At 46.5% G+C, this 19,032-nt stretch carries 17 protein-coding genes; 7 read left to right on the forward strand and 10 right to left on the reverse strand.

Annotation, left to right across the window (positions count from 1 at the left end):
* Positions 1-13 precede the first annotated feature (13 nt).
* From thiS to thiH, 3 genes are read left to right on the forward strand one after another with little or no spacing between them, the layout of a single operon-like run.
* Positions 14-268 carry a sulfur carrier protein ThiS gene (thiS, locus tag FR741_RS00375; protein ID WP_124009022.1) on the forward strand — a complete coding sequence of 85 codons (255 nt, stop codon included), beginning with the start codon at positions 14-16 and terminating at the stop codon, positions 266-268.
* A 5-nt stretch (positions 269-273) separates the two neighbouring features.
* Positions 274-1,041 (forward strand): thiazole synthase, encoded by a 768-nt coding sequence (locus FR741_RS00380; RefSeq protein ID WP_167426124.1) that lies wholly within the window; start codon positions 274-276, stop codon positions 1,039-1,041.
* A 34-nt stretch (positions 1,042-1,075) separates the two neighbouring features.
* Complete coding sequence (thiH, locus tag FR741_RS00385) at positions 1,076-2,188, forward strand: 2-iminoacetate synthase ThiH (protein ID WP_167426125.1); 1,113 nt, start codon at positions 1,076-1,078, stop codon at positions 2,186-2,188.
* A gap of 121 nt (positions 2,189-2,309) precedes the next feature.
* Here thiH and FR741_RS00390 read toward each other — a convergent pair whose 3' ends face one another.
* Both FR741_RS00390 and FR741_RS00395 read right to left on the reverse strand, forming a co-directional pair.
* The gene (locus tag FR741_RS00390) at positions 2,310-4,100 is read right to left on the reverse strand and encodes an aminopeptidase P family protein (RefSeq protein WP_167426126.1); all 1,791 of its coding nucleotides are present in this window, start codon (positions 4,098-4,100) and stop codon (positions 2,310-2,312) included.
* A gap of 202 nt (positions 4,101-4,302) precedes the next feature.
* On the reverse strand, positions 4,303-5,244 hold the full coding sequence (locus FR741_RS00395) for a LysR family transcriptional regulator (RefSeq protein WP_005397044.1): 942 nt from the start codon (positions 5,242-5,244) through the stop codon (positions 4,303-4,305).
* 140 nt (positions 5,245-5,384) lie between these two features.
* On the opposite strand from FR741_RS00395, the gene FR741_RS00400 reads away from it, so the two are divergent.
* Both FR741_RS00400 and tsrA read left to right on the forward strand, forming a co-directional pair.
* Complete coding sequence (locus FR741_RS00400; RefSeq protein ID WP_031780601.1) at positions 5,385-6,545, forward strand: multidrug effflux MFS transporter; 1,161 nt, start codon at positions 5,385-5,387, stop codon at positions 6,543-6,545.
* 91 nt (positions 6,546-6,636) lie between these two features.
* The gene (gene tsrA / locus FR741_RS00405; protein ID WP_005397034.1) at positions 6,637-6,921 is read left to right on the forward strand and encodes an H-NS-like global regulator TsrA; all 285 of its coding nucleotides are present in this window, start codon (positions 6,637-6,639) and stop codon (positions 6,919-6,921) included.
* A 27-nt stretch (positions 6,922-6,948) separates the two neighbouring features.
* Here the strand turns inward: tsrA and FR741_RS00410 are convergent, their stop codons facing one another.
* The 4 genes from FR741_RS00410 to FR741_RS00425 form a co-directional block, all read right to left on the reverse strand.
* Positions 6,949-7,404, reverse strand: a complete 456-nt coding sequence (locus FR741_RS00410; protein WP_012841278.1) for a DoxX family protein — start codon at positions 7,402-7,404, stop codon at positions 6,949-6,951.
* A 10-nt stretch (positions 7,405-7,414) separates the two neighbouring features.
* The gene (locus FR741_RS00415) at positions 7,415-8,173 is read right to left on the reverse strand and encodes an HvfC/BufC family peptide modification chaperone (protein ID WP_167426127.1); all 759 of its coding nucleotides are present in this window, start codon (positions 8,171-8,173) and stop codon (positions 7,415-7,417) included.
* Positions 8,170-9,039 (reverse strand): MNIO family bufferin maturase, encoded by an 870-nt coding sequence (gene bufB / locus FR741_RS00420; RefSeq protein WP_047010215.1) that lies wholly within the window; start codon positions 9,037-9,039, stop codon positions 8,170-8,172. Before bufB ends, FR741_RS00415 begins: the two co-directional genes overlap by 4 nt.
* Positions 9,040-9,121: 82 nt before the next feature.
* The gene (locus FR741_RS00425; protein ID WP_031780600.1) at positions 9,122-9,382 is read right to left on the reverse strand and encodes a BufA1 family periplasmic bufferin-type metallophore; all 261 of its coding nucleotides are present in this window, start codon (positions 9,380-9,382) and stop codon (positions 9,122-9,124) included.
* A gap of 280 nt (positions 9,383-9,662) precedes the next feature.
* On the opposite strand from FR741_RS00425, the gene uvrD reads away from it, so the two are divergent.
* Positions 9,663-11,837, forward strand: coding sequence for a DNA helicase II (uvrD, locus tag FR741_RS00430; RefSeq protein WP_005397027.1), 2,175 nt, complete (start codon positions 9,663-9,665; stop codon positions 11,835-11,837).
* Between the two features lie 758 nt (positions 11,838-12,595).
* On the opposite strand, the gene ggt is transcribed toward uvrD, so the two are convergent.
* The 4 genes from ggt to rarD all read right to left on the reverse strand — a co-directional run bounded on the left by ggt (position 12,596) and on the right by rarD (position 17,022).
* Positions 12,596-14,362: a gamma-glutamyltransferase gene (ggt, locus tag FR741_RS00435; RefSeq protein WP_167426128.1), complete on the reverse strand. Its 1,767-nt coding sequence runs from the start codon at positions 14,360-14,362 to the stop codon at positions 12,596-12,598.
* Between the two features lie 98 nt (positions 14,363-14,460).
* Positions 14,461-15,132 carry a LysE family translocator gene (locus FR741_RS00440; protein WP_006743073.1) on the reverse strand — a complete coding sequence of 224 codons (672 nt, stop codon included), beginning with the start codon at positions 15,130-15,132 and terminating at the stop codon, positions 14,461-14,463.
* 101 nt (positions 15,133-15,233) lie between these two features.
* Positions 15,234-16,031, reverse strand: coding sequence for an AraC family transcriptional regulator (locus FR741_RS00445; RefSeq protein ID WP_167426129.1), 798 nt, complete (start codon positions 16,029-16,031; stop codon positions 15,234-15,236).
* A gap of 73 nt (positions 16,032-16,104) precedes the next feature.
* Positions 16,105-17,022 (reverse strand): EamA family transporter RarD, encoded by a 918-nt coding sequence (gene rarD / locus FR741_RS00450; RefSeq protein WP_167426130.1) that lies wholly within the window; start codon positions 17,020-17,022, stop codon positions 16,105-16,107.
* Positions 17,023-17,196: 174 nt separating this feature from the next.
* Here rarD and recQ point away from each other — a divergent pair, with 174 nt between their 5' ends.
* Entirely contained in the window at positions 17,197-19,032 is a 1,836-nt protein-coding gene (gene recQ / locus FR741_RS00455) for an ATP-dependent DNA helicase RecQ (protein ID WP_005397012.1), read from the forward strand.

A 19,032-nucleotide genomic window follows, 5' to 3' on the forward strand; every position in this document is an offset into this window, starting at 1 on the left:
AGAGTTGGAAGCAATGACGTTATCAGAACAACAAACAACACAAGTGACCGATGCTGACTTAGATGTGATCACGATTGTCATCAATGACCAGTCACATCAAGTTGCCAGTGAGTCGAATCTACAGCAAATCATTAGCCAATTTGCGCTGCCTGAAATGGGCTGTGTTTTTGCAATTAATAACCATGTTGTGCCGCGCAGTGAGTGGGCTAGCACAGTTCTTTCACAGGGAGATAGCATCTCTTTGTTTCAAGCGATCGCAGGGGGTTAAAGTCGATGCTTAAAATTGGTGATAAACAATTCGAATCTAGACTGTTCACAGGAACAGGGAAGTTTGCCAACAGCCGACTAATGGCAGAAGCGATTCAAGTGTCGGGTTGTCAACTTGCGACCATGGCGTTGAAGCGTGTGGATGTGAACGACCAACAAGACGATATTTTGCTGCCGTTAGTACAAGCTGGGGTGAACTTATTGCCGAACACTTCAGGTGCAAAGAATGCTAAAGATGCTGTGTTTGCGGCACAACTGGCGCGAGAAGCATTAGGTACTAACTGGTTAAAACTGGAAATTCATCCAGACCCGAAGTACTTGATGCCCGATCCAATTGAGACACTTGCAGCCGCTGAGGAACTGGTTCGTGAAGGCTTCATTGTGCTTCCTTATTGTCATGCTGACCCAGTTCTGTGTAAACGATTGGAAGAAGTAGGCTGTGCTGCGGTCATGCCATTAGGCGCGCCGATCGGTTCTAACAAAGGGATAGTTTCTCATGATTTCCTAGAGATCATTATCGACCAAGCTAATGTTCCTGTCGTTGTCGATGCGGGTATTGGTGCTCCTTCACATGCCGCGCGTGCGATGGAAATGGGCGCGGATGCCGTGCTCGTCAATACTGCGATTGCAGCTTCGAGCGATCCCGTTGCGATAGCGAAGGCATTTAAGTTGGCGGTAGAGTCGGGGCGTATGGCTTATGAAGCCGGACTTGCGGGTAAGGTTTCTCATGCGGTTGCGTCGAGTCCACTAACGTCATTCCTAGATGAGCTTTAATCCTAGATTGGTTTAGCTATTAAGCGAGGAAAACATGAGCTTCGTTGAACAATTTAAGCAGCTGAATTGGGATGACATTTCGATGTCGATCTACGCGAAAACGGCACAAGATGTCGAGCGAGCATTGAATAAACCCAAGCGTGATTTGGAAGACTTTAAAGCGCTAATTTCACCAGCGGCTGAAGCATATTTAGAGCAAATGGCTCAGCTGTCATACTCAGCAACTCGCAAGCGGTTTGGTAATACCATGTCGCTTTACATTCCATTGTACCTTTCTAATTTGTGCGCCAATGCTTGTACTTATTGTGGCTTCTCGATGGAGAACAAGATCAAGCGTCGTACCTTGAATAGGGACGAAGTGGCTGCAGAAGTTGAAGCCATTAAACGCATGAAGTTCGATAGCGTATTGCTGGTGACTGGTGAACACGAAACCAAAGTGGGCATGAAATACTTCCGCGAAATGGTGCCGATGATTAAGCAACGTTTTAACTATTTGGCGATGGAAGTACAGCCACTTGATCAAGACGAATACGCTGAGCTAAAGACATTGGGTTTGGATGCGGTGATGGTTTATCAAGAAACGTATCATCCTTCGACTTATGCTGAGCACCATTTACGTGGCAATAAGATGGATTTCGAATACCGATTGGATACACCCGATCGTCTTGCAAAAGCAGGCATCGATAAGATCGGTATTGGCGCTTTGATAGGATTGGAAGAGTGGCGTACAGATTGTTTTTATGTGGCAGCGCACTTGGACTATCTTGAGCGCACGTATTGGCAGACTCGTTACTCGATTTCTTTCCCGCGTTTACGTCCTTGCGAGGGTGCGCTCCAACCCAAATCAGTCATGACGGATAAGCAGCTTGTGCAGTTGATTTGCGCTTATCGTTTGTTGAATCCAGAAGTGGAGTTGTCATTATCGACTCGTGAGTCACCGAAGTTTAGAGACAACTCATTGCCTTTAGGCATTACCAGTATATCTGCAGCATCGAAAACTCAGCCGGGTGGTTATGCGATGGATGATGTTGAGCTCGAGCAGTTTGAGATCAGTGATGAGCGAAGTGCTAGTTCTGTGGAAGATATGATTAGAGCCAAAGGCTTTGACCCAGTATGGCGAGACTGGCACTCGGCGTATTCTGGTTAAGCAACAAATAAAGCCACTGGTCATCGTTATGTTTCACGTGAAACATAGGAAAAGAAAGAGGGTTGATGCAAAACATCAACCCTCTACTTTTTTTTAGCTTCTAGCTTCTAGCTTCTAGCTTCTAGCTGTGTGCTACAGGTAGCGTTGCCTGACGAAGCCACTCTTTAACATCACCTTCGACTAGCGGGCTGATCTCATCCCATACTTTCTGGTGGTAATCATTCAGCCAAGCAAGTTCTGGACGAGTTAGCATATCAACGTTGATGTTGCGTTTGTCTATTGGGCAGCGTGTTAGCGACTCAAATGACAGGACAGGGAAGTCACCGTTAGTCGGTGTTTCAACAACAAGCTCTAGGTTCTCAATACGGATACCAAACGCATCTGCACGGTAGTAACCTGGCTCGTTTGATAGCACCATACCTTCTAATAGAGGCACATCAATTTGCTTCTTCGAAATGCTTGCTGGGCCTTCATGCACACTTAGGAAGTGACCAACACCGTGACCAGTACCGTGATCGTAATCGTAACCTTCCGCCCATAGGTGCTGACGAGCTAGAGTATCGATTTGGTAACCACGTGTGCCTTTCGGGAAACGTGCACGAGCAACACCGATGTGGCCTTTTAGCGCGAGAGTGAATTGTTTAATCATCTCTTGTGAAGGCTGACCGATCGCAATTGTACGCGTGATGTCGGTAGTGCCATCGAGGTACTGACCGCCTGAGTCCACAAGGTAAAGTGTGTTCAGCTCTAGCTTGCCAGGTTCAGGTTGGTTCTCGTGATTGTAGTGACACATGGCCGCGTTACCGCCTGCCGCTGAAATGGTATCGAAGCTGAGATCCATTAGCGTAGGGTCTTCGCTACGAAATGCTTCCAGTTTGTCTGCTAATGTCGCTTCGTCATGCAGGTTACCAGCAGCAACTTCCGCATCTAACCAACATAGGAACTTGCTCATTGCCACGCCATCACGGATATGACACGCCTTCATGCCTGCGATTTCAACCGCGTTCTTCGCCGCTTTTGGCATCAGACATGGGTCTGCTGCTGCAATCACGGACGCACCAGAGTTTTGTAGTACTAGCTTAAACCAAGCGTTACTGATTGCAGGGTCAACTAATACCTTTTTACCTGTCATGGCTTCAAGGCGAGATTGAAGTGCTTCTGGGTGGTGAACGGTCACACCGGTGCCTACGTGAGCGTCAAAATCAGCAGGTAAACGAGCAGGATCGAGGAAGTATTCCACGCTTGAATCTGAGTGCAGAATCGCGTGAGAAAGCAGAACTGGTAGGCGTGATACATCTAAACCACGTACATTCAGCAGCCAACAAATAGAATCTAGTGCTGTGATCACAGCGCTATCTGCACCCGCTTTTTTTACCAGTTGGGCGATCTCTTGACGCTTACTCTCACTTGATTGACCGACGGCTTCTGTTGGCATTAGGCGAACATCAGAGACAACAGGCGCTGGGCGGTCATGCCACAACTCATCAATTGGGTTATTGGTCAGAATATTTAGCTCAAGCTTTCCAGCTAGTTTAGCTTGTGCCATGTCTAGCCAAGCTGAGCTGTGCATACGAGGATCGATTGCGACAGATGCGTTTGTTGGCAGGTTGTCTAGAACCCAATCTAAAGCTGATTCTTCAATAAGGTGACGATATTCAAATAGGTCACCAGGGACTTGTTTGGTGACTTGAACGGTATAGCGGCCATCAACAAAGATAGCGGCTTTGTCTTTGGTGATTACCGCAGCACCAGCAGAACCAGTAAAGCCTGTTAACCAATGTAAGCGCTCGTTGTGCGCTGGGACGTATTCGCCCAAATACTCGTCCTCGTGCGGAACCAGTAGGGCATCAATATTATGTTGTACAAGCCATTCGCGAATCGCATTCACGCGGCTGAGAGTTTCGTTGTGCATCTGTTTTATTCCTTCAAATTACCGCTCCTTCATGCTCAGGTGTGGGAGCTGTTTCCTTCTGCTTCATGCAGTTTATGATCAACGCAAGTTTGCAATGACTTAGGTTGAGTCGGAGTACAACTAGGCCATAGATGAGCCAAAAAGGACTACGACAGTTAAGCTACTCATTTTACCCGCTAAGCGCAAATTGAGAGCGGTATTTTTATCTAAGGTGATCGGTTTTTTGTGTGATCATCGCACGTAGCCAACCCAATGCAGGGTCGTTTTCTCTGTCTCGGTGCCAGAATAAAGTGTAAGCCATAGGTGGAAATTCTAGTGGGAGTGGTAGTACGACCAAATCAAGCTGTTTAGCAGCGAGCTGCACAAAATGGCTTGGGGCGGTAAAAATAAAGTCAGTGTAGGAACATAAACTTGCGGCACTATTAAAGTCCGGAACGGTGACGGCAATATCGCGGTCGGCTCCAATATCGGCAAGGCGATAATCTAACAGCCAACGGTCGTTGCCGTCACAACGCACTTGTACGTGACGCAGGGCGAGATACGCTTCGAGGTTCCAAGGTTGTTTTAATGCTGGGTGATTTTTGCGAATAATACACATCTGGTGATCTCGATAAATTTCCAGTTCGCATATGTCATCGGGTGGCAGCAGAGTCAGCTTGGCATCATTAATATCGATGTCTTTTCCAGTTAAGCCTAAGTCTAGCTCGCCACGTTGCAGCATTTTAAAAGTATTATCGGACCAAGGGTGAGTGCTGATCGTCACCCCTGGGGCTTGCTGAAAAATCGCCGGTAAGAAATGAGGCAGAATTAAAGGGTAAACACTTTCAACCGCTGCTATTTGAAAACGGTATTCGCTACTTTGTGGAGAGAACTCTTCTGGTTGAGTCAGTACTTCTAACTGGTTTATCAACAGATCCAGTTTCGGCTTAAGAAACAAAGCGCGTGGTGTTGGCGTCAATCCATGCGAGTTTCGGGTGAAAAGCGGGTCATCAAATTGGATGCGCAGTTTAGCCAGTGATTTGCTCACGGCAGACTGACTCAAGCACAGTCGGTGGGCGGCTCGGGTGACATTTAACTCTTCTATCAAAACTTTAAAACAGACCAATAGATTTAAATCGATACGAGCCAGTTTTTCGACGTTCACGGTGAATTTCCTCTAAGGAATAATGCTCATGATTATACATCATTTCCATTCATATCATCAGATGATTAAGCTCTATCCAAAGTTCTTTATCCAATTCGGAGTGTTGTGTGCCTAGCCAGTTTTCTAATAGTAAAAAACAGATGGCGTTATTGACCCTTTTGGTTCTTTTCAGTCCTCTTGCGATTGATATTTATCTACCTGCTTTACCTCTTATTGCTTCCACTTTTCAGGTCGATAATGCGCTAGCACAAGATACGATCACTTGGTTCTTATTTGCGATGGGTGTAGGGCAACTGTTTGCTGGCCCTTTGGCAGATAAACTCGGACGTCGAACTGTTGCATTGGGCGGTATCACCATTTACGCGATGAGCGCTTTATTGGCGTGGAGTGCTCAAAATATTGAGTGGATGTTGGTTTCCCGACTGCTACAAGGCTTAGGTGCGTGTGCGACATCGGTAGCAGCCTTTGCAACAGTTCGCGATATCTTTGGCCCGGAAAAAAGCGGCAAAATGATCAGTTACCTTAACGGTGCGATTTGTTTCATTCCGGCTTTAGCTCCAATTCTAGGTAGCTGGTTAACTCAGCAATTTGATTGGCGAGCTAACTTCAGCTTTATGGCTGGCTTTGCCGTTGTGTCCGGTTCATTGATGTTTTTCATGATGAAAGAGACTAACCCATCAACGGAAAAGCAAGCCGTGTTTAAGCTCAGCCGTTACTGGGCAGTGCTTAGTACGCCATCTTTTGTCTTCCATGCTTCACTGTGTTTAATGGCAATGGCGGTTATTCTCGCGTATGTCACCTCGGCGCCATCGGTATTGATGACAGGGATGGGGTTGTCGATGAATGAGTTCACCTTCTGGTTTGGTGTAAATGCAGTGATCAATATTGCGGCTTGTATGCTTGCACCTAAGTTTATGGAGCGCGTTGGCACGCACAACACCTTAGTTACGGGGATCTCGACTCTGGGCCTCGCAGGTGTGATCATGCTAGTGATGAATGGTCAGAATACCGCGCTTTCTTTTATGCTACCTATTTTCATGTCGTCAGTGGGTTTTGCATTCATTCTGGGTGCAGCAGCAGGAAAAGCATTGGAACCGTTTGGTGACAAAGCGGGTACGGCTGCGGCACTGCTTGGGTTGTTCCAAATGAGTGGCTCTGGTTTGTTGGTTGGTACGTTGCAGCGTTTATCTTTGGAACCTCAAACACTGATCGCAATTCATATGTGGGTGCTGTTGCCTGCGTTGGTGGTTCTGTTTACAAAAGCAGGTAAGAACTGGCATTCAAGCTTTGCGAAAGCGTAAATCAGTGTAATTTAGTATTTTCCAATGTAAGTAAGGCGTGTATATTTGTCGTTCAGACTTTTCCTGACACCATAACGGAACTCAAAAAGTAATGTCGTTAACCACGTATGAAATGGCTCGTATTCTAGAGCAAATGGAAGATTCACCAGAAAAGGTGATGTTTGGCAAGTTGCTTAATGAGCTGGGTAATCAAAGCTCCGAGCGTATTCGTAGTGCGGCTAAACAAGTACCTCTGCCAATTTTGCGTGATATCGTGTACCAATTCCAGCAAGTGATTGAGTCGCGCAAAGGTGAACAAGTTGAGCTGTTGGCAAAAGATCTTGCTCAACAGGGCATCTCAGCTGATGAGCTTCTTGCTTACTTAAATAAACAATAAAAAGTCCCCGCCACTGCGGGGATTTTTTTATCGCGTCAACTTGTTCTTTATAACATGGTCAATAGAGATAACTCCCGGTCCCCATACGATGACCACTAAAATCATGAATCCCCACAACTGATGGTCATAGAACCCTTTTTCCCACAGTACCGGGTAAGAGATGACCGCGATGATATTAAATACAAACAGAATCGCTGCCATCGGGCGGGTAATTAATCCCAACGCTAAAAATACTGGCAGAATTAACTCGGCAGCCGTTCCCATGTAGGCCGCTAACTCCCAAGGCAAAAGTGGCACTTGGTATTCCAATTCGAATAGATACAGCGTGCTATCCCAAGAAGAAACTTTGATTAACCCTGAATTGAAGAACACCCATGCAACCCACAAGCGACAAAAGAGAAGTAGTAAAGGGACAAAGCCAGCTTGTAAGGTATTGATCAAGTCGTCGTAACGATTGACTAAGTTTTTAACCGTATTCGTCATAGAGAGCTCCTTAGATTGATTTCAATGTAAAGCCGTCAACGAGATCGAGTGCCGTGATGCTATTAAGGTGAACGAGCAAAGCTTCGGGTATTTCGCTCAAACTCTGCTTCTGCTCTAAACATTGCAGCAGTTGAAAAACATCGGTATCGAGTGCGTGACATTGAGCTTCTCCATTGGCTTGAATCGAGATGACACCTCGCTGTAATTGATTCATATTGAGCTGTTCAAAATCTTGGTGTTGAATCGCATGAAAGAGATCAAATACGGCGTAGTTTGAGTCAAAGCTACGGCTGCCAGTGCGCAAATGAAACACCAATTGAGGTTGTTGTTCTTCCGTCACTTGGGCAAGTTCATATAAAGGGACTCGATTTGGCTTTTCGACTTTCTCATTCTGTATTTGTCGAGCTAAGTCCATATGCCATTCAAATCTTGCGACTTCAGGTGCGTACGGAGCTTGGGTCATGACCTGACTAAACTGCATAATCGTATCTTGAAAGCCAGCACCATAATGTACGACATTACCTTCAGCTAAGGGGTGAGAAAGTACGTGTTGGCGAGCAATTTGATCGAAGCACTCTTTTCCAACTAAGGCTTCAACCATTGGGTAGGTCGCTGCCAATACCTCACTCAAGCTGATGATAAAGTTATTGCGGTAAATCTGTATGCGTTCATCTGCGGTAAACTTGTCACTCACAATATCGCATTCTTCACCGAGCGCTTGATAATGTAGGGCTTTAGCAAATTGACTCTGCAAGGTCGCAAGATTCATGACGCTTTCCTTTTGCTCTTTTGGTCAATCAAATGGTTTTGCTGCAATAGTGAGGATGCTTTTTCTGCTTCGCCAAGGAGGATTTCTGGTGCAGGAATATCCAAATCCCATTCAATCAGCGTATGGCGAGGGCCGTGTTTTTGTGTCCAACTGACGAACAGCTGCCATACTTCATCACTGACGGGACGGCTATGGGTATCAATCCAAATCTCACCTTTATCCAACGGCTTAATAGTAAAACCTGCCAAATGAATCTCGTCGACTTTGTCGGCTGGAATCGCATCTAGGTATGTGTCGCAATCAAAACCGTGATTGAAGGCGGAAACATATACGTTATTTAAGTCGAGTAATAAACGACAGTCGGTGCGCTTTTGCACTTCGGTAAGAAAATCCCATTCGCTGATGGTTGAATGGTGAAACTTCACATAACTAGATGGGTTCTCAATTAAGATTTCACGTTGTAGGTATTCTTGCACTTCAAGCACGTTACGAGTGAATACTTGCAGCGCTTCTTCCGTGTAAGGCAAGGGAAGTAGATCATTGAAGTAGTGACCACCATTTTCACTCCAGCTTAAATGGTCAGAGACGAAGAGCGGGTCAATTGTATTTATCAATGCTTTTAGGTGTGCTAAATGTTTCGTATTCACACGCTCCACCGAGCCCAGTGACAAACCAATACCGTGGCAGCTGATGTGGTAGTGCTCGCGTAATGCTTGCAGTTGATGGTGCTCTACTGAGTTGGGCTGAAAGTAGTTCTCGCTGTGGATTTCTAACCACGACAGCTCAGGTTTGTGTTGGCTAAAATAATCGAGATGAGGGGAGCGTAATCCGACGCCAGCAAGAGGATGGAAAGAGTGATGTTTCACGTGAAACTCCTTTTCTGATTGGCGAGTAACTGGGGGCGTTGGTTAAAGTGCAACGCGCCCCACAGAAACTTGTGATGTTGAGTTATGAGCCGCTGGTGCTACCGCCAGCCAATTTGTCACACAATCCTTTAGGAACGACAACAAAAGCATCTTTTTGGTTGTCTTCTTTAGAGGTGCCCGCGCAAGAGCTGTTTTTCGTTGCGCAGTCATTTTTACCGGCTTTCGCCACGCCATAACACTTTTCTTTTTCTGCTGCGACAGCAGGGGCTGCGGTGAGCATGGTGCCACCAAGAGCAAGAAGTCCAGTAACAGCAGCAGTAACAGCAAGATTCGATTTTTTCATCATAATTTCCTCTGAGTGATTTCCTTTTACTTTCATTCGGCAAGTCGATTCGCCGTTTGGCGTACAACCTTTATCCACTTGCTTAAATTAAAAGATAGAGATGAGGCAGAAAAACTTTCATAAAAATAACTCTCGCGAATGGTTTTGGAGTGATTACCTTCGTTAACTCTTTGAATGAAAGATTAAAAAAACAACGAATTTTTTATCAAGTTTTGTCTAAACAGCACCCAGCTGTTTAGGTTATAATCGGTTTTTATGTATAAATAACCAGTAGCTCATCATGATGGATCCATCTCTATTACTCGACGGTCTAAACGATAAACAGCGTGAAGCCGTTGCAGCTCCTCTAGAAAACTTACTTGTCCTTGCTGGTGCAGGGAGTGGTAAGACTCGCGTTCTTGTTCACCGTATCGCTTGGCTTATGTCAGTCGAGCAAGCTTCTCCTTTCTCGATCATGTCGGTCACCTTCACCAATAAAGCGGCAGCAGAAATGCGTGGTCGTATTGAAGAGTTGATGATGGGCAGTGCATCTGGCATGTGGAATGGGACTTTCCACGGTATTTGTCACCGCATTTTGCGTGCACACTATCTTGATGCCAAGCTACCGGAAGATTTCCAAATCATAGACAGCGATGATCAGCAGCGCTTGTTAAAGCGTTTGATCAAAGCACAAAACTTGGATGAAAAGCAGTGGCCTGCACGCCAAGTTTCATGGTGGATTAATGGTAAGAAGGACGAAGGATTACGCCCATCGCATATCGACGCTTATCACGATCCAGTGACCAAAACTTATTTGCAGCTGTATACCGCTTACCAAGAAGCGTGTGATCGTGCTGGCTTAGTGGACTTTGCGGAAATTTTGCTGCGCGCGCATGAGCTACTGCGTGACAACAAGTTTGTGCGTGAACACTACCAAGCACGCTTTAAGCATATCTTGGTTGACGAATTCCAAGACACCAACAACATTCAATACGCTTGGCTACGCATGATGGCTGGCCCAGATTGTCACGTGATGATTGTTGGTGACGACGACCAGTCAATTTATGGTTGGCGCGGTGCAAAAGTCGAGAACATTGAGAAGTTCACGCTGGAGTTTCCGAGCGTGAACACCATTCGTCTCGAACAAAACTATCGTTCGACGAAGACGATTCTTGAAGCGTCTAATACCTTGATTGCGAACAACACTGAACGCATGGGTAAAGAGCTGTGGACGGATGGCAATGTGGGAGAGCCGATCTCGGTTTACAGCGCTTATAACGAGCTTGACGAAGCGCGCTTTGCGGTCAATAAAATCAAAGAGTGGCAAGAGAATGGCGGCGCATTGAATGATGCTGCGATGCTGTATCGCAACAACGCGCAATCTCGTGTTTTGGAAGAAGCATTAATTCAGGCAGGCTTACCGTACCGTATTTACGGAGGCATGCGATTCTTCGAGCGTCAAGAAATCAGAGATGCGTTGAGCTACTTGCGTTTGATGGCGAACCGCAATGATGATGCCGCGTTTGAACGTGTCGTGAATACCCCAACACGTGGTCTGGGTGATAAGACGCTAGAGACTATCCGTCGTGCAGCTCGTGATAGAGGGTGCACTATGTGGGAAGCCAGTCTGGCAATGCTCGATGAGCAAGTATTAACGGGTCGAGCAGCTGGTGCGTTAAGTCGTTTTGTCGAATTAATCACCGCGCTGGAAGACGATACACTAGAAATGCCATTGCACGAGCAAACGGACCACGTGATCAAGTACTCGGGTTTGTTTGCGATGTATGAACAAGAGAAGGGCGAAAAGTCTAAAGCTCGCATAGAAAACTTGGAGGAGCTGGTTACCGCCACTCGCCAATTCGAAAAACCAGAAGAAGCGGAAGAAATGTCTCTGCTGACGGCATTTTTAACGCATGCGGCTCTGGAAGCGGGCGAAGGTCAGGCGGACGAATTTGAAGATGCAGTCCAACTGATGACGCTTCACAGTGCGAAAGGTTTGGAATTCCCATTGGTATTCATGGTCGGTGTGGAAGAAGGTATGTTCCCAAGCCAGATGTCCGCTGAAGAGGCAGGGCGCTTAGAAGAAGAGCGCCGTCTGTGTTATGTGGGTATGACGCGCGCGATGCAAAAGCTCTACATTACTTACGCGGAAATGCGTCGCCTATATGGCCAGGACAAATACCACAAACCATCGCGCTTTATTCGTGAATTACCAGAAACGTGTTTGGATGAAGTGCGCATGAAGGCGCAAGTGAGTCGCCCTTCAAGTAGTGGACGTTTTAGCCAAACCGCAGTAAAAGAAAACTTCAATGAGACTGGTTTTTCACTAGGTTCTCGTGTGATGCATCCGAAATTTGGTGAAGGAACGATCATTAACTTTGAGGGCAGTGGCCCACAAAGCCGAGTGCAGATTGCTTTCAATGGTGAAGGCATTAAATGGTTAGTCACCGCTTACGCGAGACTGGAGAAGCTGTAGGGCTTTGTGAAAAAATGAACATAAGAGCTGCTTCGGTGGCTCTTTCTGTTTTGGCTGTTTTGAATCAACAAAATGCTGAAAGATAGGGAGCTAAATGACGCTATTCGAAAAGGCTCTTAGTCTAAATCGCTTATCTTTAGCAAAGAAAAACCCCGAGGGCTTACGCCCGTCGGGGTTATAGTCTTACTCGCAGCAATCCAGCTACTAAAAGTGCTCCATGCATCAAATCCTTGATAGCGTGCTGCATTCCTTCAGCTTAATCCTTTCGTCGCCTTCCTAGCGGTGTCCTTGACCTTATCCTGGCCTGCTAACCATCCTCGTTAGCTCTCATCACTTGTTCCCTGAGCGGTGTCCATGACATCATCCTGATGTTCAGTCCTTTCCTCGTCCAGAGGTGTCCATTTCCCGTCCTTAGTAGCAACCGTCCTAGTTGCTATTGATTCCGTTCAATGTCCAGTTTTGCAATCCATGCCCGACTATTCATCCTGAATACCCGTTTCTTCTTCCTGAAGTTCACCAAATCCGTGGTGTTTCCTGTTCCGTGTCAGCATCCTTCCGACAAGGTTCATATTACGCTCTTCACGATTCTCAACAATGGTCGAAGCCCAAATTTTTCTCAATCAAAAGCGTTTGAAAAACAAACATATTTATATTATTCAATATCTTATGTTTGTTTGTGGGCTGTTTTACCATTAAAAAAGAGAGGTTTGCTCCACTCCTTGTGAGAGATCTCGCACAAGGAGTCGAGCAAAACAGGCCTATTTGCCGATTGCTGCTCCTTCTCGACGAGGATCTGCGGCACCTTCTAGTCCATCTTTTGTTATGCGTATCGCATGCAGTCCAGAATTCAAATCACGAACATTGGTTTTAAAGCCCATCTTCTCCAGCTCTGGCTGTAAGCCTTCTGCAGCGGTACCTTGTTCAATATCTAAGGTGCCAAAACGGTCGAGTAATCGTGGTTGATTGATTGCTTGTTGGATATCCATATCCCATTGCGTGTGGGCAATGATGGTTTGCGCCACGTAACCGATGATTCGACTGCCACCCGGAGAACCTATCGCCATGTAAGGTTTGTTATCTTTCATCATAATGGTCGGGGCCATTGAAGATCGTGGACGTTTGCCTGGTTCTATGCGGTTGGCGATTGGGATTCCGTCGTTATGAGTACGGAAAGAAAAATCGGTCAGTTCATTATTGAGCAAGAAGCCACGCACCATTAAGCGTGAGCCAAACGCATTCTCAATGGTGGTCGTCATGGAAACCACATTGCCTTGCTTATCGACGATATTGAAATGGCTGGTGGAAGGGAGTTCAATGGATTCGTCCATGCTTAAGTTCATTGCGTGCGACCACGGAGGATTGCCCGCTTCAACTTTGCTTAGTGCTTTGCCGACATGGATCAGCTCTGCTCGCTGCTGGAGGTAGCTTTCATCAAGCAAGCCTTGCGTTGGCATCGGCACGTAATCTTGGTCTGCCATGTATTTACCACGGTCAGCAAACGCTAGACGCGATGCATCGGCGAGTACTTGCCAAGATTTAATGCTGTTAGCCCCCCAGCCTTTGAGATCGTACTGTTCAGTGATCGCCAAAATCTGACCAATGGTGAGCGCGCCAGAGCTTGGTGGTCCCATGCCGCAAATGTCATAGCTTTGGTATGCTGCACAAACCGGCTCACGTTGTCTGATTTGGTAGGTATCAAAGTCGGGTTGGGCTAATACGCCGGGGTTGCCCGGCGCGTTTTGTACCGTCTTGATAATGTCTCTGGCTATGTCCCCATGGTAGAAGGCTTGGGCGCCTTGCTTAGCAATAGCACTCAGCGTTTGTGCGTATTCAGGGTTTTTTAATAGCGTACCTTCGGTTTTTGGCGAGCCATCCGAGTTAAAGAAATAGGCTTTTGTTACTGGAAAGCGTGATAAACGCTCGGCGTCTTTTTCTATCAAGCTTGCTAGGCGAGGACTGACTTTGAATCCTTGCTCCGCAAGCGAGATAACAGGCTGAATGATCTTTTTCCATTCCAGCTTGCCGTATTTCTGGTGGGTATCCCACAATAGTTTCACGGTGCCTGGTGTTGCGACAGAGCGTCCTCCAACCACGGCATCGTAGAATTGCAATGGCTGACCGTTCTCATCTAAAAATAGCTTTGGCGTTACGGCGAGGGGGGCGGTTTCACGTCCGTCGTAAGTGGTCAGTTTTTGCTTTTCGCTATCCCAATACACTAAGAACGCACCGCCACCAATACCTGATGACTGGGGTTCAACTAAGCCAAGCATCAATTGCACCGCGACCATGGCATCTATCGCATTCCCGCCTTGCTCAAGTACGTCTGCACCCGCTTGGGTCGCCAGTGGGTTAGCAGCGGTAACCATATAATCTTTAGCTTTGACCAGCTGCTTTTGCTCAATGCCAGTGCTGTGCTCTGGTGCGACCGAATCTGCAGCTTGGTTAGCGAAGGCTTGTCCAGTGAAGGTGAAAGGGGAAGTAAGAAAAAGACCCGAGAGTACGAGTCGGTTAAATGTCCATTGCATGATGACTCTCCATGTTGCCAACAAAGGTTATTCAGCTTGGCAGCCACGGAGATAGTCGTCGAGTTTCCTATTAAAGAAATGTCGAGTGTGCGACGCTTTTAAATCAGAGAGTTATCGAGAAAGGAGCGGAAGGTTTGCACTAAAATACTGCTGCCAACTAGGGTAAATACCACACCACATAAACCATCTATATAAATGCCGGCTTGCTGCAATCTTGTTTGCAAGCGCTGCGTTGACAGCATCCATGCAAGGCTAGAAAACCAGAGTAGCGACAAACCAAACAAAATCACCAGAGCAATTCCTTTTCCTGTCACCGACATGCCCACTGGGACAAGGCTCGACATTAAACTCACAAAAAATACTAAGGCTTTGGGGTTGAGAATATTGGTTGCGAACCCCTTGGTAAACGCCTGACGTTTATTACCGATCACAAGGTTACTGTTTTTGCTTGGCTGATCAGAAAGTGGTTTTTTGATCGTCGCGATCACGCCGCGCAGTGCACCGATACCCAAATACAACAGATAGCTGCCCCCAAGCAATTGTAAGACGGAGTAGAGCAGAGGATGCTGGTGAACTAAATAGCTCACCCCCGTTAGGCTGAATAAAGAATGCAGCAAAATACCGACTGATAAGCCAAGCGCAATGTATAAGCCAGTTTGACGGCCATGACGGGTGGCATTTTGTACCACAAGCGCAAAATCCGGACCTGGGCTCATTAAAGCAATGAAGTGGATACTGGCAAGCGTTAAAAGGATAGTCGATTCATTCATAACACATCTCAAAACATAGTGGATATGAGCTATTGTCGTGATTCTTATTCGGTAGTGCTTGTAAAAAACTAGCAGTACTGAATACCACCGCGTATGAGATATTAGCGTGCCACTTGTGAAGGCGAGACGCCATAGGTTTGTTTAAACGCTTTACTAAAGTGGGCCTGATCATAAAAACCCACTTGATAGGCGACGTCCGTACCACACCATCCTGCTTGGAGTAGTTTCATTCCTTGCTCTAATCGCAAGCGAGCAAACCAAGCGTAGGGAGTCATCCCCGTTTGCGCTTTGAAATGGCGTTGAAATTGCGTGGGGCTCAGTTGACAGAGCTCTGATAGTGCATCTAAACGAACTGTTTGGTCGAGATTCGCCATTAAGTAATCTTTTAAGGTATGCAAAGACTGTTTTCCAAGCGGAACCACTTTTTGCCTCGCGAGTGATCCGTAGCGATCAAAAAGTTGATTAAATCCTTCAAAAGGAAGGCAATCTTTGGTGAGTTGGCTGAGGTTCTCGCGGCGAAGAAGAGCATGCAAGTTACTAAGTTGTGAAAATATCTGTGGATCGGAGATGATCAATTCATTAAAGCGGATTATTTGACCATTTTGACTAAGATCGGCAAGATCGCTGAGTAGGCGCGGCTCGATCGCAAATACATTCACTTCATAGCCACTTTCGAGCTTAGAGTGCCCGTCGTGCAGTTCATCTGGCGGCATAATTACGATTTGCCCATGACCCACTTGATGGCTACAGCCTTGATATTGGAACTTTTGCGTGCCATGCGTGATCAGACCGAGGTGAAAGTCCAGATGATAGTGCCTTTGGAAGGCAAACTTCTGGTATTTCGCCTCGATCAGGCTCAGCTGATCATGGTCGGTTGCGTAGTATTGAATCTGTTCCATTACATACAAAAAAGCTTGGTCACATTATGACCAAGCTTATCTGGCAATTTCTAACTTGTCTTGTAAAAAACGATCACTGTGGCTGAACGATTCGGCGTGAGCGACGGTTGTTGCGCAGTCCATCAAAGCTAAATACGACTAGCGCTCCCCAAATAAAGGCAAAGGTAATCGCTTTATCCATGGTAAAGGGTTCGCCATACATCAGTACTGCAAGTAAGAACATCAAGCTTGGGCCAATATACTGGAAAAAGCCCAATGTTGATAATTTGAGTCTTGTTGCCGCACCCGTAAAACAAAGTAGGGGCAGTGTGGTAATCACCCCTGCTGCAATCAACAAGCTATTTAATGCTAACGGGTTAGTGAGCATATTCGACGTTGGGGTTTCTGCAATAAACAGCAGATACAAGGCGGCGACAGGCAGAAGAAGTAATGTTTCGATAAACAATCCTGTTTTTGCATCGACACTGACTTTCTTCCTTAAGAGGCCATAGAAGCCGAAACTCATTGCTAACGCCATCGCAACAACGGGCACGGAGCCGAATACAATCAATTGGACCAGTACACCACAGCCCGCTAATACGACAGCAAACCATTGCAACTTACGAAGTCGTTCTCCCAAAAAGACCATGCCGAGCAAGACATTGATTAATGGGTTAATGTAATAGCCTAAGCTCGCGTCAAGCATATGATTGGAATTGACCGCCCAGATGAAAATCAGCCAGTTTCCGCCAATTAATACAGAACTTGCGATCAGGTAAGCGATCTTCGTTTTGTCTTTCGCGATGTAGTAAACCGAGCGCCAGTGACGGCCAAAGTGAAGGAGTGCGGCAAGCAAAAAGAAAGACCAAATCACCCGGTGGCTCAGAATCTCCAAAGGGGATACTTGTGCGATGGATTTAAAATACATCGGCGCAATGCCCCACATGGTATAGGCACCAATCGCCAGCAAGATACCTTGCCGAGCGCGTTGTTGTTCGTCTTCTGGTGTCATGAGGTGTCACCTAATTGTGTGTTTATAGAGCAGAAAATCAGTATACGAGTCGTGATGCGAAACACCTAGCAATTTGCGGTTTTATTCACCACGAAACCCCATTACAATGTGCCCTCACTTTGTGTGCTTGGGCATGCAAAAGCATTTCTACGATCACTCAATCTGAGATTATTCATGACCTCAACCTTGCTAGCCGAACAATCAGATACGCCTGTAACGCCTCAACGTGTGTTGGAGGAAGTATTCGGTTACCAGACGTTTCGTGATGGTCAGCAAGAAGTTATTGAAGCCGCTATCGAAGGCAAAGACAGCTTGGTCATCATGCCGACTGGTGGCGGTAAATCTCTCTGTTACCAAATTCCGGCGTTAGTGCGCTCAGGGATTACCTTGGTGATTTCACCGCTGATTTCATTGATGAAAGACCAAGTTGATCAACTGAAAGCCAATGGTGTAGCAGCGGAGTGTGTGAACTCGACCATGAATCGAGAAGAGCTACTGAGTGTGTATAATCGCATGCACTCTGGTCAGCTTAAGCTAGTGTATGTCTCGCCAGAGCGCGTGTTAATGCGTGACTTTATTGAGCGTTTAGAAAACTTACCCTTATCTATGATCGCCGTGGATGAAGCACATTGTATCTCTCAGTGGGGACATGATTTTCGCCCAGAATACGCGGCGTTAGGTCAGTTAAAGCAACACTTTTCGCATGTGCCCTTTATGGCACTCACTGCCACTGCCGATGATGCGACGCGTCGTGATATTCTAGAACGCTTACGCTTACATGAGCCTCAGGTGTATCTAGGAAGCTTTGATCGTCCCAACATTCGTTACACCTTGGTAGAAAAGCACAAACCGGTTTCTCAAATCATTCGCTATCTAGCCACCCAAAAGGGAAGCTGCGGCATTATTTATTGCGGCAGTCGTAAGAAAGTTGAAATGGTGACCGAGAAGCTATGCAACAACCATATCCGCGCTGCTGGTTATCATGCAGGAATGGATACTGAAGAGCGAGCTTACGTTCAGGAAGCTTTTCAACGTGATGACATTCAAATCGTCGTTGCGACGGTTGCATTCGGCATGGGTATCAATAAGCCAAACGTGCGCTTTGTTGTGCATTTTGATATTCCACGTAACATCGAGTCCTATTATCAGGAAACTGGTCGAGCAGGGCGAGATGGCCTGCCTGCCGAGGCGATGATGTTGTATGACCCAGCCGACATCAGTTGGTTGCGTCGTATGTTGGATGAAAAAGATGATGGACCGCAGAAGCAGGTAGAAAGCCACAAACTCAATGCGATGAGTGCTTTTGCGGAAGCGCAAACCTGTCGTCGTCAGGTACTGCTCAACTATTTTGGAGAGTATCGCGAAAAGCCGTGTGGTAACTGCGATATCTGCCTGGACCCACCAAAACACTTTGATGCGACCGAAGAAGCGCGCAAAGCGTTGTCGTGTGTTTACCGCGTTAACCAAAGTTTTGGTATGACGTATGTGGTTGAGGTGCTGCGTGGGATGCAAAACATTCGTGTGCGCGAACATGGCCACGATAAAATTTCGACTTACGGCATTGGTCGTGATCACAGCCATGATTACTGGGTAAGTATCTTCCGCCAGTTAATTCATAAAGGGCTGCTATTTCAAAACATCACTCGTAACTCGACGTTGCAATTAACCGAAGAAGCACGTCCATTACTACGTGGTGATGTGTCTTTAGAACTTGCAGTTCCACGTTTAGATACCGCAGCACGTGCCGCGAAGTCGGATAAACTGACCAGCAAAAACTACGATAAGAAGTTGTTTGCCAAATTACGTAAGCTACGTAAGTCGATCGCCGATGAAGACGGTTTGCCACCATACGTGGTATTCAGTGATGCGACCTTGATTGATATGGCAGAAATGCTGCCAACGTCATACGGCGAAATGTTAGCGGTTAGTGGCGTTGGTCAACGTAAACTAGAAAAATACGCCGATCCATTCTTGGATCTGATCCAAGAACACATTACTCACCACGGATAA

It is taken from the genome of Vibrio diabolicus (assembly GCF_011801455.1).
In the GTDB taxonomy this organism is placed as follows: domain Bacteria; phylum Pseudomonadota; class Gammaproteobacteria; order Enterobacterales; family Vibrionaceae; genus Vibrio; species Vibrio diabolicus.

What these genes read in the sequence shown, in the direction of transcription:
- FR741_RS00390 (WP_167426126.1), bottom strand. Translation starts at nt 4,100, where the DNA reads ATGCACAACGAAACTCTCAGCCGCGTGAATGCGATTCGCGAATGGCTT.
- thiH (WP_167426125.1), top strand. Translation starts at nt 1,076, where the DNA reads ATGAGCTTCGTTGAACAATTTAAGCAGCTGAATTGGGATGACATTTCG.
- FR741_RS00380 (WP_167426124.1), top strand. Translation starts at nt 274, where the DNA reads ATGCTTAAAATTGGTGATAAACAATTCGAATCTAGACTGTTCACAGGA.
- FR741_RS00410 (WP_012841278.1), bottom strand. Translation starts at nt 7,404, where the DNA reads ATGACGAATACGGTTAAAAACTTAGTCAATCGTTACGACGACTTGATC.
- FR741_RS00415 (WP_167426127.1), bottom strand. Translation starts at nt 8,173, where the DNA reads ATGAATCTTGCGACCTTGCAGAGTCAATTTGCTAAAGCCCTACATTAT.
- uvrD (WP_005397027.1), top strand. Translation starts at nt 9,663, where the DNA reads ATGATGGATCCATCTCTATTACTCGACGGTCTAAACGATAAACAGCGT.
- FR741_RS00425 (WP_031780600.1), bottom strand. Translation starts at nt 9,382, where the DNA reads ATGAAAAAATCGAATCTTGCTGTTACTGCTGCTGTTACTGGACTTCTT.
- recQ (WP_005397012.1), top strand. Translation starts at nt 17,197, where the DNA reads ATGACCTCAACCTTGCTAGCCGAACAATCAGATACGCCTGTAACGCCT.
- tsrA (WP_005397034.1), top strand. Translation starts at nt 6,637, where the DNA reads ATGTCGTTAACCACGTATGAAATGGCTCGTATTCTAGAGCAAATGGAA.
- FR741_RS00440 (WP_006743073.1), bottom strand. Translation starts at nt 15,132, where the DNA reads ATGAATGAATCGACTATCCTTTTAACGCTTGCCAGTATCCACTTCATT.
- ggt (WP_167426128.1), bottom strand. Translation starts at nt 14,362, where the DNA reads ATGCAATGGACATTTAACCGACTCGTACTCTCGGGTCTTTTTCTTACT.
- FR741_RS00445 (WP_167426129.1), bottom strand. Translation starts at nt 16,031, where the DNA reads ATGGAACAGATTCAATACTACGCAACCGACCATGATCAGCTGAGCCTG.
- thiS (WP_124009022.1), top strand. Translation starts at nt 14, where the DNA reads ATGACGTTATCAGAACAACAAACAACACAAGTGACCGATGCTGACTTA.
- FR741_RS00400 (WP_031780601.1), top strand. Translation starts at nt 5,385, where the DNA reads ATGGCGTTATTGACCCTTTTGGTTCTTTTCAGTCCTCTTGCGATTGAT.
- rarD (WP_167426130.1), bottom strand. Translation starts at nt 17,022, where the DNA reads ATGACACCAGAAGACGAACAACAACGCGCTCGGCAAGGTATCTTGCTG.